General features: G+C 59.3%; 21 protein-coding genes. All 21 read left to right on the forward strand.

From position 1 onward, the window contains the following. Positions 1 to 8 precede the first annotated feature (8 nt). The 21 genes from C3B54_RS01510 to rplN all read left to right on the forward strand — a co-directional run bounded on the left by C3B54_RS01510 (position 9) and on the right by rplN (position 13,586). A complete protein-coding gene (locus tag C3B54_RS01510) occupies positions 9 to 494 on the forward strand; it encodes a prepilin peptidase (protein ID WP_104912933.1) in 486 nt (161 codons plus the stop codon). Positions 495 to 773: 279 nt separating this feature from the next. Beyond that, the gene (gene rpsL, locus C3B54_RS01515) at positions 774 to 1,139 is read left to right on the forward strand and encodes a 30S ribosomal protein S12 (RefSeq protein ID WP_104912934.1); all 366 of its coding nucleotides are present in this window, start codon (positions 774 to 776) and stop codon (positions 1,137 to 1,139) included. Next, complete coding sequence (gene rpsG, locus C3B54_RS01520) at positions 1,139 to 1,609, forward strand: 30S ribosomal protein S7 (protein ID WP_104912935.1); 471 nt, start codon at positions 1,139 to 1,141, stop codon at positions 1,607 to 1,609. The genes rpsL and rpsG overlap by 1 nt, the downstream gene beginning before the upstream one ends. A gap of 35 nt (positions 1,610 to 1,644) precedes the next feature. Further along, positions 1,645 to 3,759, forward strand: a complete 2,115-nt coding sequence (fusA, locus tag C3B54_RS01525; protein WP_104912936.1) for an elongation factor G — start codon at positions 1,645 to 1,647, stop codon at positions 3,757 to 3,759. A 101-nt stretch (positions 3,760 to 3,860) separates the two neighbouring features. Continuing rightward, on the forward strand, positions 3,861 to 5,054 hold the full coding sequence (tuf, locus tag C3B54_RS01530) for an elongation factor Tu (RefSeq protein ID WP_104912937.1): 1,194 nt from the start codon (positions 3,861 to 3,863) through the stop codon (positions 5,052 to 5,054). Positions 5,055 to 5,156: 102 nt separating this feature from the next. Further along, complete coding sequence (locus tag C3B54_RS01535; protein WP_245867965.1) at positions 5,157 to 5,432, forward strand: helix-turn-helix transcriptional regulator; 276 nt, start codon at positions 5,157 to 5,159, stop codon at positions 5,430 to 5,432. Continuing rightward, positions 5,429 to 5,980, forward strand: coding sequence for a hypothetical protein (locus C3B54_RS01540; protein ID WP_104912939.1), 552 nt, complete (start codon positions 5,429 to 5,431; stop codon positions 5,978 to 5,980). The genes C3B54_RS01535 and C3B54_RS01540 overlap by 4 nt, the downstream gene beginning before the upstream one ends. After that, positions 5,977 to 7,152, forward strand: a complete 1,176-nt coding sequence (locus C3B54_RS01545; protein ID WP_104912940.1) for a DUF418 domain-containing protein — start codon at positions 5,977 to 5,979, stop codon at positions 7,150 to 7,152. The genes C3B54_RS01540 and C3B54_RS01545 overlap by 4 nt, the downstream gene beginning before the upstream one ends. A gap of 87 nt (positions 7,153 to 7,239) precedes the next feature. Beyond that, entirely contained in the window at positions 7,240 to 7,464 is a 225-nt protein-coding gene (locus tag C3B54_RS01550; RefSeq protein WP_104912941.1) for a helix-turn-helix domain-containing protein, read from the forward strand. 427 nt (positions 7,465 to 7,891) lie between these two features. Then, the gene (gene rpsJ / locus C3B54_RS01555) at positions 7,892 to 8,200 is read left to right on the forward strand and encodes a 30S ribosomal protein S10 (protein WP_104912942.1); all 309 of its coding nucleotides are present in this window, start codon (positions 7,892 to 7,894) and stop codon (positions 8,198 to 8,200) included. Between the two features lie 10 nt (positions 8,201 to 8,210). Beyond that, positions 8,211 to 8,861, forward strand: a complete 651-nt coding sequence (gene rplC / locus C3B54_RS01560; RefSeq protein WP_104912943.1) for a 50S ribosomal protein L3 — start codon at positions 8,211 to 8,213, stop codon at positions 8,859 to 8,861. A 2-nt stretch (positions 8,862 to 8,863) separates the two neighbouring features. Beyond that, positions 8,864 to 9,514, forward strand: coding sequence for a 50S ribosomal protein L4 (gene rplD, locus C3B54_RS01565; protein ID WP_104912944.1), 651 nt, complete (start codon positions 8,864 to 8,866; stop codon positions 9,512 to 9,514). Continuing rightward, on the forward strand, positions 9,511 to 9,822 hold the full coding sequence (rplW, locus tag C3B54_RS01570) for a 50S ribosomal protein L23 (protein WP_104912945.1): 312 nt from the start codon (positions 9,511 to 9,513) through the stop codon (positions 9,820 to 9,822). Before rplD ends, rplW begins: the two co-directional genes overlap by 4 nt. 14 nt (positions 9,823 to 9,836) lie before the next feature. Then, a complete protein-coding gene (rplB, locus tag C3B54_RS01575; RefSeq protein WP_104912946.1) occupies positions 9,837 to 10,673 on the forward strand; it encodes a 50S ribosomal protein L2 in 837 nt (278 codons plus the stop codon). 9 nt (positions 10,674 to 10,682) lie between these two features. Next, positions 10,683 to 10,964 (forward strand): 30S ribosomal protein S19, encoded by a 282-nt coding sequence (rpsS, locus tag C3B54_RS01580; protein WP_104912947.1) that lies wholly within the window; start codon positions 10,683 to 10,685, stop codon positions 10,962 to 10,964. Positions 10,965 to 10,990: 26 nt separating this feature from the next. After that, positions 10,991 to 11,392 carry a 50S ribosomal protein L22 gene (rplV, locus tag C3B54_RS01585; protein WP_104912948.1) on the forward strand — a complete coding sequence of 134 codons (402 nt, stop codon included), beginning with the start codon at positions 10,991 to 10,993 and terminating at the stop codon, positions 11,390 to 11,392. After that, positions 11,392 to 12,153, forward strand: coding sequence for a 30S ribosomal protein S3 (gene rpsC, locus C3B54_RS01590; protein ID WP_104912949.1), 762 nt, complete (start codon positions 11,392 to 11,394; stop codon positions 12,151 to 12,153). Before rplV ends, rpsC begins: the two co-directional genes overlap by 1 nt. Positions 12,154 to 12,155: 2 nt before the next feature. Continuing rightward, entirely contained in the window at positions 12,156 to 12,572 is a 417-nt protein-coding gene (gene rplP, locus C3B54_RS01595; RefSeq protein WP_104912950.1) for a 50S ribosomal protein L16, read from the forward strand. After that, entirely contained in the window at positions 12,572 to 12,886 is a 315-nt protein-coding gene (gene rpmC, locus C3B54_RS08975) for a 50S ribosomal protein L29 (RefSeq protein ID WP_104912951.1), read from the forward strand. The genes rplP and rpmC overlap by 1 nt, the downstream gene beginning before the upstream one ends. After that, positions 12,886 to 13,185 (forward strand): 30S ribosomal protein S17, encoded by a 300-nt coding sequence (rpsQ, locus tag C3B54_RS01605; RefSeq protein ID WP_104912952.1) that lies wholly within the window; start codon positions 12,886 to 12,888, stop codon positions 13,183 to 13,185. Before rpmC ends, rpsQ begins: the two co-directional genes overlap by 1 nt. 29 nt (positions 13,186 to 13,214) lie before the next feature. After that, on the forward strand, positions 13,215 to 13,586 hold the full coding sequence (gene rplN / locus C3B54_RS01610) for a 50S ribosomal protein L14 (protein ID WP_104912953.1): 372 nt from the start codon (positions 13,215 to 13,217) through the stop codon (positions 13,584 to 13,586).

Consider the following 13,586-nt stretch of genomic DNA (forward strand, 5'->3'; position numbering starts at 1 on the left):
GTTCCCGGGTGGTTCTGTTTTTTCTGGGAAACATTCTGCTGGTGCCCGTCCTCTTTCGGCTCACCTGGTGGGATCAGTTCACCCACCGGCTCCCCGACGCCTGGACGTTGCCTGCCCTTGGTGTCAGCGCATTGGCCCTGATGCTACTGGGCACAACCCAGGAGGTCACCCCCGCAGCTCACTCTGCCGGGCTCGCGATGGCGATCACCGTTCTTGTGTTGTGGCTCCTCTCGGAAGCGCCGGGGCACCCTTTGGGCTTTGGGGATGTGAAGCTCGGTGCGGTCCTTTCCCTGCACTTGGGAATTCATCATTGGGGTTTGGTGGGGCCCTGGTTGGCATTCGCCTTCGTAGTCGGTGGGTTACACGCGCTGTGGCTTATCAGCCGCCGAGTCCTCAAAGGCAACGACATGTTGGCATTCGGGCCCTACATGGTGATGGCCTGGTTAGTGGTGTTGGCCAGTGTGGGGGCGGGGAATGGGGGGATGGTCACTTGACCCTTAGCGCTGGGGGCAGTAGTCTGGGCGATTGTGTGTTCGTTGGCACGCCCGCAGCGTGTGCCCGGAATACGGGGCCGCTAGGTATCGGGTCGCGAACGTCACAAAAGGGTAAGCGAAACGGCATGAAAGTGCTGGATTGCGGCCCCCACGGCATATCGTCAGCCTTCCAACCGGAGGGCTTTCGGTTCGATGTCGCCTGGGGTGTGACACATCCGTCACGCGTCGGGGAAAACCATCACACTGTCACCGTGCAGAGCAGATAACAAGGAGTTCATTGTGCCAACGATTCAACAGCTGGTGCGCAAAGGGCGCACGCCGAAGGTCTCTAAGACCAAGGCGCCAGCATTGCGGGGAAACCCCCAACAGCGCGGTGTGTGCACCCGCGTGTACACCACGACCCCGAAGAAGCCTAACTCTGCGCTTCGCAAGGTCGCTCGTGTGAAGCTTTCCAACGGTACGGAAGTGACCGCCTACATCCCCGGTGAGGGCCACAACCTGCAGGAGCACTCGATGGTGCTCGTTCGCGGTGGACGTGTGAAAGACCTCCCCGGTGTGCGCTACAAAATCGTGCGTGGTTCGCTCGACACCCAGGCAGTGAAAAACCGTAAGCAGAGCCGTAGCCGTTATGGAGCGAAGAAGTAATGCCAAGAAAAGGTCCCGCACCCAAGCGTCCCGTTGTTGCCGATCCGGTATACAACTCCCCAGTTGTCACGCAGCTGGTCAACAAGATTCTCGTCCAGGGTAAAAAAGGTCTGGCTGAGGGAATCGTCTACGGCGCCCTCGAAGGCGTCTCGGCGAAGACCGGCCAGGAGCCTGTTGAAGTGTTGCGTAAAGCGCTCGACAACGTCCGCCCGACCCTCGAAGTTCGCTCACGCCGCGTGGGTGGTTCGACCTACCAGGTACCCGTCGAGGTGAAGCCCCACCGGGCGAACACCCTGGCGCTGCGCTGGTTGGTTAGCTATGCCCGCTCACGTCGTGAAAAGACGATGACTGAGCGTTTGACCAACGAGATTCTCGACGCATCAAACGGCCTCGGTGCCGCCGTGAAGCGTCGCGAGGACACCCACAAGATGGCCGAATCCAACAAGGCCTTCGCCCACTACCGCTGGTAACCACCACACCCCTACAACCCTCCCGGAGGAGCACTGTGGCACAGGACGTGCTAACCGACCTGAACAAGGTCCGCAACATCGGCATCATGGCCCACATCGATGCTGGAAAAACAACGACCACCGAGCGAATCCTGTTCTACACGGGTATTTCGCACAAAATCGGCGAGGTCCACGACGGTGCCGCCACCATGGACTGGATGGCTCAAGAGCAGGAACGCGGAATTACGATTACGTCCGCGGCAACAACCTGCTTCTGGGATAACCACCAGATCAACATCATTGACACCCCCGGACACGTTGACTTCACCGTCGAGGTGGAGCGCAGCTTGCGTGTTCTCGACGGTGCCGTTGCAGTGTTCGACGGTAAAGAAGGTGTGGAGCCCCAGTCGGAAACGGTGTGGCGCCAGGCCGACAAGTACAACGTTCCCCGTATTTGTTTCGTCAACAAGATGGACAAGCTGGGTGCGGATTTCTACTACACCGTCGACACCATCATCAAGCGCCTGGGTGCAAAACCTCTGGTGATTCAGCTGCCTATCGGTGCTGAATCAGACTTCCTCGGAGTGATCGACCTGGTCGAAATGAAGGCCAAAGTGTGGCCCGGTGACTCTAAGGGTGATGTGACCCTTGGTGCTCAATATGAGACCCGGGAAATTCCTGAAGAGTTGCTCCAGAAAGCTCAGGAGTACCGCGCGAAGCTTGTCGAAGACGTTGCTGAAGCGAGTGAAGAGCTGCTCGAGAAGTACCTCGGTGGGGAAGAAATCTCGATTCCGGAATTGAAAGCGGGCATCCGCCAGCTGACCATTGCCGGCGAGGCCTACCCCATCCTGTGTGGTTCCTCGTTTAAGAACCGCGGTGTGCAGCCCATGTTGGACGGCGTAGTCGATTACTTGCCTTCGCCGTTGGATGTCCCCGAAGTTGAAGGTCACAAGGCCAACGACGAAGACACCATCATCACGCGCAAGCCTGACTCCAACGAGCCGTTTGCAGCGCTGGCGTTCAAAGTTGCCGTGCACCCCTTCTTCGGACGGCTCACCTACGTGCGCGTCTACTCGGGATCCATCGAATCGGGCGCCCAGGTCATCAACTCGACTAAGGGTAAAAAAGAGCGCATCGGAAAAATCTTCCAGATGCACTCGAACAAGGAAAACCCGGTCGATTACGTGTCCGCCGGTCACATTTACGCCGTCATTGGTTTGAAAGACACCACCACTGGCGACACCCTGTGTGACCCGGCGAGCCCAGTGATTCTCGAATCAATGACCTTCCCTGAGCCCGTCATCGAGGTGGCCATTGAGCCGAAGACCAAGGCTGACCAGGAGAAGCTCTCTTTGGCCATCCAGAAGCTTGCCGAAGAGGACCCCACCTTCCGCACCGAGTTGAACCCGGAAACGGGCCAGACCGTCATTAAAGGCATGGGCGAGTTGCACTTGGACATCCTCGTTGACCGGATGAAGCGTGAGTTCAACGTGGAAGCCAACGTGGGTAAGCCCCAGGTTGCCTACCGCGAAACGATTCGTCGGACAGTTGAGAAGTACGACTACACCCACAAGAAGCAGACCGGTGGTTCGGGTCAGTTCGCGAAGGTGCAGATCAGTCTCGAGCCTCTCGAAGTCACCCCGGAGACCAGTTACGAGTTTGAGAACAAGGTCACTGGTGGACGTATTCCTCGTGAATACATTCCATCCGTTGACGCCGGAATCCAGGACGCCATGCAGGTAGGTGTTTTGGCGGGGTACCCGACCGTGGGGGTTAAAGCAATCCTCCTCGACGGTCAGTACCACGACGTCGACTCGTCAGAAATGGCGTTCAAGATTGCTGGATCGATGGTCTTTAAAGAGGCCGCGAGACAGGCAAACCCTGCACTGCTCGAGCCAGTGATGGCCGTCGAGGTGCGTACTCCTGAGGAATACATGGGAGACGTCATCGGCGACCTGAACTCCAGGCGTGGGCATGTGCAGAGCATGGAGGATGCGACCGGCATTAAAGTTGTGCGCGCCCTCGTACCGTTGTCGGAGATGTTTGGATACGTTGGTGATTTGCGCTCGAAAACTTCGGGCCGCGCCGTGTACTCCATGGTCTTTGACTCCTATGCTGAAGTCCCGAAGGCTGTGGCCGACGAGATTATTCAGAAGGGCAAGGGAGACTAAGCCCGAGCGAATAGGCTCGCCGAGCCTTGCATTATCAATACAACCGATCCTGTTTGAGTCGGAGCAACTGATTCAAACACCGAAGTCCTGAGGAGGACCAAGTGGCTAAGGCCAAGTTCGAGCGGACCAAGCCGCACGTAAACATCGGAACGATTGGTCACGTCGACCACGGCAAGACCACTCTGACCGCTGCAATTTCCAAGGTGCTCGCTGACCGTCATCCGTCAGACGTCAACGTGTCGCGTGACTTCGCGTCCATTGACTCTGCTCCGGAAGAGAAGCAGCGTGGTATCACCATCAACATCTCGCACGTCGAGTACGAGACCGACAAGCGTCACTACGCACACGTTGACGCCCCCGGCCACGCCGACTACATCAAGAACATGATCACCGGTGCGGCTCAGATGGACGGAGCAATCCTCGTGGTTGCCGCCACTGACGGCCCGATGGCTCAGACTCGCGAGCACGTTCTGCTCGCCAAGCAGGTGGGTGTTCCTTACCTCTTGGTCGCGCTGAACAAGTCCGACATGGTCGACGACGAGGAAATCCTCGAGCTCGTCGAGGTCGAGGTTCGTGAGCTGCTCTCCAGCCAGGGCTTCGACGGCGAAAACGCCCCCGTGGTTCGCGTCTCCGCTCTGAAGGCCCTCGAGGGCGACCAGGAGTGGGGCGACAAGATCATGGAGCTCATGGACGCCGTGGACAACAACGTTCCCGACCCCGTGCGTGACAAGGACAAGCCGTTCTTGATGCCCATCGAGGACGTCTTCACCATCACCGGACGTGGAACTGTTGTGACCGGCCGTGCCGAGCGTGGCACGCTGTCGATCAACTCCGACGTCGAAATCGTGGGTATCCGCGACACTCAGAAGACCACCGTCACCGGAATCGAGATGTTCCACAAGCAGCTCGACGAAGCGTGGGCTGGCGAGAACTGTGGTCTGTTGCTGCGTGGTACCAAGCGTGAAGATGTCGAGCGCGGTCAGGTTGTCGTGGTCCCCGGATCTGTGACTCCTCACACCGAGTTCGAAGGAACCGCCTACATCCTCGGAAAAGACGAGGGTGGGCGTCACAACCCCTTCTACACGAACTACCGTCCGCAGTTCTACTTCCGCACCACCGACGTCACCGGCGTCATCTCGCTGCCCGAGGGCACCGAGATGGTCATGCCCGGCGACACCACCGACATGAAGGTGGAGCTGATTCAGCCCATCGCCATGGAGGAAGGTCTCTCCTTCGCTATTCGTGAAGGTGGACGTACCGTGGGTGCCGGAACGGTGACCAAGGTCATCAAGTAGTTTCCGCTTCACACGAAGGCCCCGGGGAAACCCCGGGGCCTTCGTCGTTTGCGCAGCCGAAAAATGTTGCATTATTGCTAGATAGCATTTATGCTACTAGGTGTGAGTAGGCCATCTAAAGACGAGACTGCTCCCGTGGTGAACCGGATCGAACAGGCCCGGAATGGCCGAGGCCTCTCTCGGAGCGACCTCGCCGACATTGTCGGCGTCCATTACCAAACCATGGGCTACCTCGAGCGAGGCGAATATAACCCCAGCCTGGAATTGGCCCTCAAGATTGCAGGAGCCTTAGAGGTTGGCGTGGAGGACGTCTTTTGGCTGGACCGCTCTCCCTCGAATCCAGCGCCTGCCCGCGGTGCAAAGGAGAAAAGATCGTGACGGGAAACCCAAAGCACTTCTCCGAAGCTGCACGAGTCGGTGATTCGGCGCATCGCCAACACATCGCCAGGGGGCTTGCCGATACACGGTGGGATGGGCTGCGCACACCCTTTGGCCTCGGGGCCGTCATCGCGTTGGCGGTGGTGGTGTTGTTCGTTGCCCCCGTGCTGGTGTGGTTTGTCGAAGACCCCATCGGGTTGGTGCCGGTGGCGTTCGTGGGCAGTGTGTACCTGACGTGGTTTTTGTTGCGTCGAGTGGTGAGGTTCGTCACCGTTGCGCCCGATGAAGCGCTTGACGAGCGCCTGATTGCGATCAGGAACCGAACCTACCTCTTGGCCTATCGTGTACTGGCCGGTGTCTTCGGGTTGATTGCGGGAGCGTTGCTTGTCTGGTCGATTGTGGAGATTCGCTCAGGCGCCCCCGCGGCGAGCTTCAGCATCAGTTGGCCGCAAGTCAACGCCCTCATCTGGTTCGTACTCGCCCAGATTCTCCTGATGCCGTCATTAACTCTCGCCCTTGGAATTCGCCGACGAAAGGTTCAACTGTGAGTCAGAAAACGCGCGACATTGGCCCTGATGTCCTTCGAGGTTTTGCCCTGTGGGGAATCATCCTGGTCAATGTGGCCTACTTCTCCCACTCAGTAGATTCTGGGCCGACTGCTTCCACCCTCTTGTCCACCGGGGACGCTATTGCGGCCTTTCTGGTTTTTGTGTTGGCCCAGGGCAAGTTCTACCTCATCTTTTCTTTCCTGTTTGGCTATAGCGCCCACTATGTGTTGCGAAACCTGGAGACAGGGCGCCGACGTTGGTGGTGGCGAAGCGCTGGCTTAGTGATCCTCGGTGTTGCCCACGCAAGTTTTCTCTTCATCGGCGACATCCTCTTTCTTTATGGGCTGCTGGGCATAGTGTTGCTGGCTTTCTATGGCCGCAGCGAAAAGGTCATTAGGCGGTGGATGGCCTGGATTTATGGGGCGTTCGCCTTCTTCTCTGTTGCTGTTATCGCTCTGGTCTGGTCAGTCGAGGCGAAGGGATTCAGTGCGGCGGGTGAGACGTCACAGGCCGCGAAGGTTTACGAATCCACCGTGCTCTCCGGCGACTACCTGGCGTCGATTCCTGCCCGTTTTGACTTCTGGTTCTCGGAAGCGATCCTGCTCGTCGCCTTCCAGGGCGCCTTAACCTTCGTGGCCTTCTTAGCCGGCGTGCTCGCCGCCCGCGCCGGTGCCCTCACGTCCAATGGCCTGGCGGCGCACACGCTGCGAGGAATGATGGGCTGGGGTCTGGGCCTTGGCCTGGGCCTGCAGTTGTTCTTTGGCGGGCTGTGGTTGGCCAACACTCTCTCTGCTGCGCCCTCCACAGCCGTGGAGTTGGGGTCCTTCTTTGGAAGCTTCCTCGCCGCGCCACTGCTCAGTGTCGGTTATGTGGGGCTTGTGTTGACGCTCGTCAGGGCGAAACCCACAGTCTTGGGATGGCTGGGCCGCATGGGCCGAATGTCCCTCACGGTGTATTTGGGCCAGTCGGTCATTTTGAGTGTGATCTTTGGCGGTTGGGGGCTTGGCCTCTACCAAGAGGTGCCCTACTGGTCGGCGGTCGTGATTGCGGTGGGGGTGACCCTGCTGCTCGCCCTGGGCGCCACGCTGTGGTTGCGCTGGGCCACGCAGGGCCCCATGGAGCGCCTGCTGACTGCCTGGTCGCGCGTGGGTATGTCGAGGCCTTCGCGCTAACTGCGGGCCCCCGCCACCGACGGAGGCTATTGCCGCCGTACGCACACATTCTTTAATTGTCTTCGTACGGCGACAAGAGGAGGCGCGATGTACAGCATGCGCGAACTGGCGGCTGTTGTGCGCGAGCTTCGAGACAGTGAAGGACTGACCCAGCAAGCCCTTGCGGCGAAAGCGCGAGTGTCACGGTCATTTATCGCTGATGTGGAAGCCGGGAAACCCACCGTGGAAGCTAACCGTCTTTTCCATGTCCTCCAGGCACTGGGTTTCGAGATCGCCCTGCGCGGTCAGGAATCAGGGGAGGTGAGGTGGTGAGGCAGCCCGGGGCGTCCGAAGACGGCTATCTTTTTTGGGTCGGGAACACTCGATCCGCCACCACCCACCTGTTGCGAGGCCTGTCAGGGCAGATATTTCCTCCGGAGACAGCAGAGGGTAACAAATCCGACACGCCCGGGTTGCGGGAAATACCCGGGTGTGGCAGAGTTAGCGAGGTTCAACACGCGCTGCGTTTGTAGCGCTCACTGCCAGGCAGTGCATAGATACGCTCTAGGCCGCGGGTAGCAGAACTCTCATCGTCACTTCGGGCTCCCGTTTCGTGCGGGTGGCTGGGGAGTGGTTTGGACTGTGTTCCAAACCCGTTGAAATACACACAGTGATGTCAATCGGACTGCCGCGTGCGGCAGGCCGGTGGGAACGTCAGGGGCTCAGTGCCTCTGGCGTGTGAAAAAGAAGGAAGAACACCATGGCGGGACAAAAAATCCGCATTCGACTCAAGTCGTATGACCACGCAGGTCTGGACGTTTCGGCGCGAAAAATCGTCGACACTGTGACGCGAGCCGGTGCCACCGTAGTGGGCCCAGTGCCCCTTCCCACGGAGAAAAACATCGTCACGGTGATTCGCTCTCCCCACAAATACAAAGACTCGAGAGAGCACTTTGAAAAGCGCACACACAAGCGCCTCATTGACATCATTGACCCCACCCCGAAGGCAGTCGACTCGCTGATGCGACTCGACCTGCCCGCGGACGTCAACATCGAAATCAAGCTGTAGGGAAACGACTATGTCTACTCTGACTGCAACCAAAGGCGTGCTGGGCAAGAAGCTCGGCATGACCCAGGTGTGGGACGACAATAACAATGTCGTTCCCGTCACCGTCATTGAGGTGAGCCCCAACGTGGTCACCCAGATCCGCACCGTCGACAACGATGGCTACGACGCCATTCAGATCGCTGCTGGCGCCATCGACCCTCGCAAGGTGACCAAGCCACTCAAAGGCCACTTTGAGAAGGCCGGAGTGACTCCTCGTCGCCACATCACCGAGATCCGCACCCCCGACGCCTCCAGCTATGAAGTGGGCCAAGAGCTGACCGCTGAGGCGTTCGAGGCTGGCGCGGTTGTCGACGTGGTCGGTACCAGCAAAGGTAAAGGTACCGCCGGTGTGATGAAGCGTCACAACTTCAAGGGCGTTTCCGCCTCACACGGTGCTCACCGCAACCACCGAAAGCCCGGTTCAATCGGTGCCTCTGCCACCCCGTCACGCGTGTTCAAAGGAATGCGCATGGCCGGTCGTATGGGCAACGAACGCGTCACCGTGATGAATCTCTCCGTGGTGCGGGTCGATGCTGAGCGCAACCTGCTCCTGATCAAAGGTGCTGTCCCCGGCCCAAAGGGTCGCCTCGTTTTTGTTCGTAACGCCCGGAAGGGATCCTGAGCATGAGTGCCATCGACGTCCTCGACGCGACCGGTAAAAAGTCCGGCTCTGTTGACCTGCCCGCCGACATGTTCGACGTGCAAACCAACGTGCCACTAATTCACCAGGTCGTCGTTGCCCAGCTTGCTGCCGCACGCCAGGGAACTCACAAAGTGAAGCACCGTGGTGAAGTGGCCGGTTCCGGTCGCAAGCCGTTCAAGCAGAAGGGAACCGGTCGCTCCCGTCAGGGTTCGATCCGCGCCCCCGAACACCGTGGTGGTGGAGTCGTACACGGCCCCACGCCCCGCAGCTACGCACAGCGCACACCCAAGAAGATGATCCGTCAGGCACTCTTTGGAGCACTCTCCGATCGTGCTCGCGCAGAACGCCTTCACGTGGTCAAGAACTTCGGCTTGGGCGACACCCCGTCGACTAAGACCGCTGCGTCACTGTTGAAGGCCACCGCCCCCGGACCCAAGGTCCTCGTTGTGGTCGGACGCGAAGACGAAGTCGGTCAGAAGAGTGTGCGCAACCTTCCCGGTGTGCACGCCCTGCACCCCGACCAGCTAAACGCTTACGACGTGTTGGGCTCCGACGACATCGTCTTCACCCAAGCGGCGTTTGAACAGTTTGTGTCAGGCACCGCCGTGACCGCTGAGGAGGCCACCAAATGAGCGTCGACCAGATTGCCCGTAACAAGGACCCCCGGGACATCATTGTCCGCCCGATCGTGAGTGAGAAAAGCTACAACCTCATCGATCAGGGGAAGTACACCTTCGAGGTTCACCCCGAGGCAAACAAAACAGAAATCAAGGCCGCCATCGAGAAAATCTTCGATGTGAAGGTCGGAAGTGTGAACACCCTCAACCGCCAGGGCAAAACTCGCCGCACCCGTTTCGGGCAAGGCAAGCGCAAAGACACCAAGCGCGCGATTGTGACCCTCACCAGCGGTTCCATCGACATCTTCACCGCAGTCGGCTAAGGAGACACTGACTAATGGCTATTCGTAAACACCGTCCGACGACGCCTGGTCGTCGTGGATCCTCGGTGTCCGACTTTCAGGAAATCACTCGGACAACCCCCGAGAAGTCTCTGTTGCGCCCCCTGCCGAAAACCGGTGGCCGTAACAACCAGGGGCGGATCACTACCCGACACATCGGTGGAGGACACAAGCGTCAGTACCGAGTGATTGACTTCCGCCGCAATGACAAAGATGGCGTCAACGCCAAGGTCGCCCACATCGAGTACGACCCCAACCGCACCGCGCGCATCGCACTGTTGCACTTCGTGGACGGCACCAAGCGTTACATCCTGGCGCCCGAGAAACTCAAGCAGGGCGACATTGTTGAGTCGGGTCCCGGTGCCGACATCAAGCCCGGTAACAACCTGCCCCTTCGCAACATCCCCGTGGGAACAGTGATTCACGCAATCGAGCTTCGCCCCGGCGGTGGCGCCAAGATGGCCCGCTCGGCGGGAGCCTCCGTGCGACTCGTCGCCAAAGACGGCCCCTACGCTCAGCTGCGTTTGCCCTCGGGCGAAATTCGCAACGTCGATGCCCGCTGTCGCGCCAGCATCGGCGAAGTGGGTAACGCCGAACAGTCGAACATCAACTGGGGTAAGGCGGGACGTAACCGCTGGAAAGGTATCCGCCCCACTGTTCGTGGTGTCGCGATGAACCCGGTCGATCACCCACACGGTGGTGGTGAAGGTAAGACCTCTGGTGGACGTCACCCGGTGAGCCCCTGGGGCCAAGCCGAAGGTCGCACCCGCAAGCCCAACCGTCCCTCCGACAAACTCATTGTCCGTCGCCGGTCCACCGGTAAGAAGCGCTAGGAGCCAGACATGCCACGCAGTCTGAAAAAAGGTCCCTTCGTGGACGACCACCTGTTGAACAAGGTGAACGTCCAAAACGAAGCGAAAACGAAGAACGTCATTAAGACCTGGTCACGCCGGTCGATGATTGTGCCGGCCATGCTCGGTCACACCATCGCCGTCCACGACGGCCGTAAGCACATCCCGGTATTCATCACCGAAACCATGGTGGGTCACAAGCTGGGCGAGTTCGCGCCAACGAGGACGTTCCGCGGACACGAAAAAGACGACAGAAAGGGTCGCCGCCGCTAGGCGCGCGTCACAGAGGAGAGAAGACCATGGTGGAATCGATGGCCCGGGTGCGACAAATTCGCGTCACACCCCAAAAGGCCCGCCGAGTCGTCAACCTGATTCGTGGAATGCGCGCAGTGGAAGCTGTCGCCATTCTCAAGCACCAGCCACAAGCTGTCAGTGAGCCCCTCGGCAAAGTTGTTGCCTCGGCAATTGCTAACGCCCAGGTAATCGCTGATCGCGACGGAGTGTTCTTGGACGAAACCGACCTCTACATCGCCAAAGCGTTTGTGGACGAGGGAATCACGCTGAAGCGTTTTCGCCCACGCGCCCAGGGACGTGCGTTTCGTATCAACAAGCGCACCAGCCACATCACTGTGGTCCTGGCAACCCCCGATGAACCGTCGCTTGGCTCACGAGCCGGCGCGAAGCAGAAGGTGAGCAAGTAATGGGTCAGAAAGTCAACCCCTACGGTTTCCGTCTGGGAATCACCACCGACCACACGTCGCGTTGGTTCTCCGACAGCACCGCCAAAGGACAGCGTTACCGCGACTTCGTGACTGAGGACGTGAAAATCCGCGAGTTCCTCAAGAAAGAACTCGATCGTGCCGGCATTGCCCGCATCGAAATTGAGCGCACCCGTGACCGGGTACGCGTCGACATCCACTCGGCCCGTCCCGGAATTGTGATCGGTCGCCGCGGTGCCGAAGCCGAGCGCATTCGCGCCGATTTGGAAAAGCTCACCAACAAGCAAATCCAGCTGAACATCCTCGAGGTGAAAAACCCCGAAGCGGAAGCGCAACTGGTTGCCCAAGGTATCGCTGAACAGCTCAGCGCCCGTGTGGCGTTCCGCCGGGCGATGCGTAAAGGCCTCCAAGGTGCCCAGCGTGCTGGCGCCAAAGGTGTTCGCATCCAGGTGTCGGGTCGACTGGGTGGTGCAGAAATGTCCCGCTCCGAGTTCTACCGCGAAGGCCGTGTGCCCCTGCACACCCTCCGGGCGAACATCGACTACGGCTTCTACGAAGCTCGCACCACCTACGGTCGCATTGGTGTGAAGGTGTGGATTTACAAAGGTGATTTGACCAACAAAGAACTGGCTCGCGAACAAGCCCAGCAGCGCTCGCAGCGCCCGGAGCGCCGTGACGGCGCCCGACGCGGCCCCGCGCGCGAAGCCCAGCCCGCAGCCCAGGCAAGCGGAAGTGAGGCCTAGTCATGCTGATTCCTCGGAAGCTGAAATACCGCAAGCAGCACCACCCCAAGCGGGGCGGTCACGCCACCGGTGGCACCAAGGTGTCCTTTGGCGAATACGGTATCCAGGCGATGACCTCGGCCTATGTGACGAACCGTCAGATTGAGGCCGCGCGTATTGCCATGACCCGTCACATTAAGCGTGGTGGAAAAGTGTGGATCAACATCTATCCTGACCGCCCGTTGACGAAGAAACCCGCCGAAACCCGTATGGGTAGCGGTAAGGGTTCACCGGAATGGTGGATCGCCAACGTCAAGCCTGGCCGTGTGCTTTTTGAGGTCTCGGGTGTGAATGAGCAGCTTGCACGCGAAGCGCTCACCCGCGCCATCCACAAACTGCCGCTGAAGGCTCGGATTATTTCCCGGGAGGAGGGCGCCTGATGGCTGTTGGATCGAAAGAACTGCGTTCAGAAGAGCTGGACACCTTTGAGGACCAGCGCCTCTTGGATGAGCTGAAGCGCCAGAAGGAAGAGCTGTTTAACCTGCGATTCCAGGACGCGACCGGCCAGTTGGATAACCACGGACGTTTGCGAGCGGTTCGCCGCGACATCGCCCGGATCTACACCGTGATTCGTGAGCGCGAGTTGGGCATTCGTGCCACCCCCGCTCCGATTGAGGTGCCATCCAAAAAGAAGGCGTCCAAAAAGGACGAGAAGGAAACCGCTGAGGCGGCAGCAAGCGAGGAGACCGCGTAATGGCGACCGAAGCACAAAAGGCGTCCGCCACTGAGGCGGAAGAAATGTCGCGTGGCTACCGCAAGGTGCGCCGCGGATACGTCGTAAGCGACAAAATGGACAAGACCATCACCGTTGAGGTGGAGGATCGGGTTAAGCACCCCCTCTACGGCAAGGTGGTGCGTCGTAGCTCCAAAGTGAAAGCTCACGACGAAACTAACCAAGCTGGTGTAGGTGACCTGGTGGTCATCTCCGAGACCAGGCCACTGTCGGCAACCAAGCGTTGGCGTCTAGTGGAAATTGCGGAGAAGGCCAAGTAGGCCCCAACAACTAAAAGGACCCCGTAGTCATGTTGCAGCAGGAATCCCGAGTTAAAGTCGCCGATAACACCGGCGCAAAAGAGCTACTCACCATCCGTGTGGTCGGTGGCTCCGGTCGCCGCTATGCGGGACTGGGCGACGTGATTGTCGCGACCGTGAAAGATGCGATCCCTGGCGGAAACGTCAAAAAGGGTGAGGTCGTCAAGGCCGTCATCGTGCGCACGGTTAAGCAGACCCGTCGTCACGATGGTTCGTACATCAAGTTTGACGAGAACGCCGCAGTGCTGATCAAAAACAAAGAAGGCGAGCCTCGCGGCACGCGCATCTTTGGACCCGTCGGCCGTGAGCTTCGCGACAAGCGATTCATGAAAATCATCTCGCTCGCTCCGGAGGTGCTCTAA

The sequence above is a fragment of the Pontimonas salivibrio genome, from assembly GCF_002950575.1.
Taxonomy (GTDB): Bacteria; Actinomycetota; Actinomycetes; order Actinomycetales; family Microbacteriaceae; genus Pontimonas; species Pontimonas salivibrio.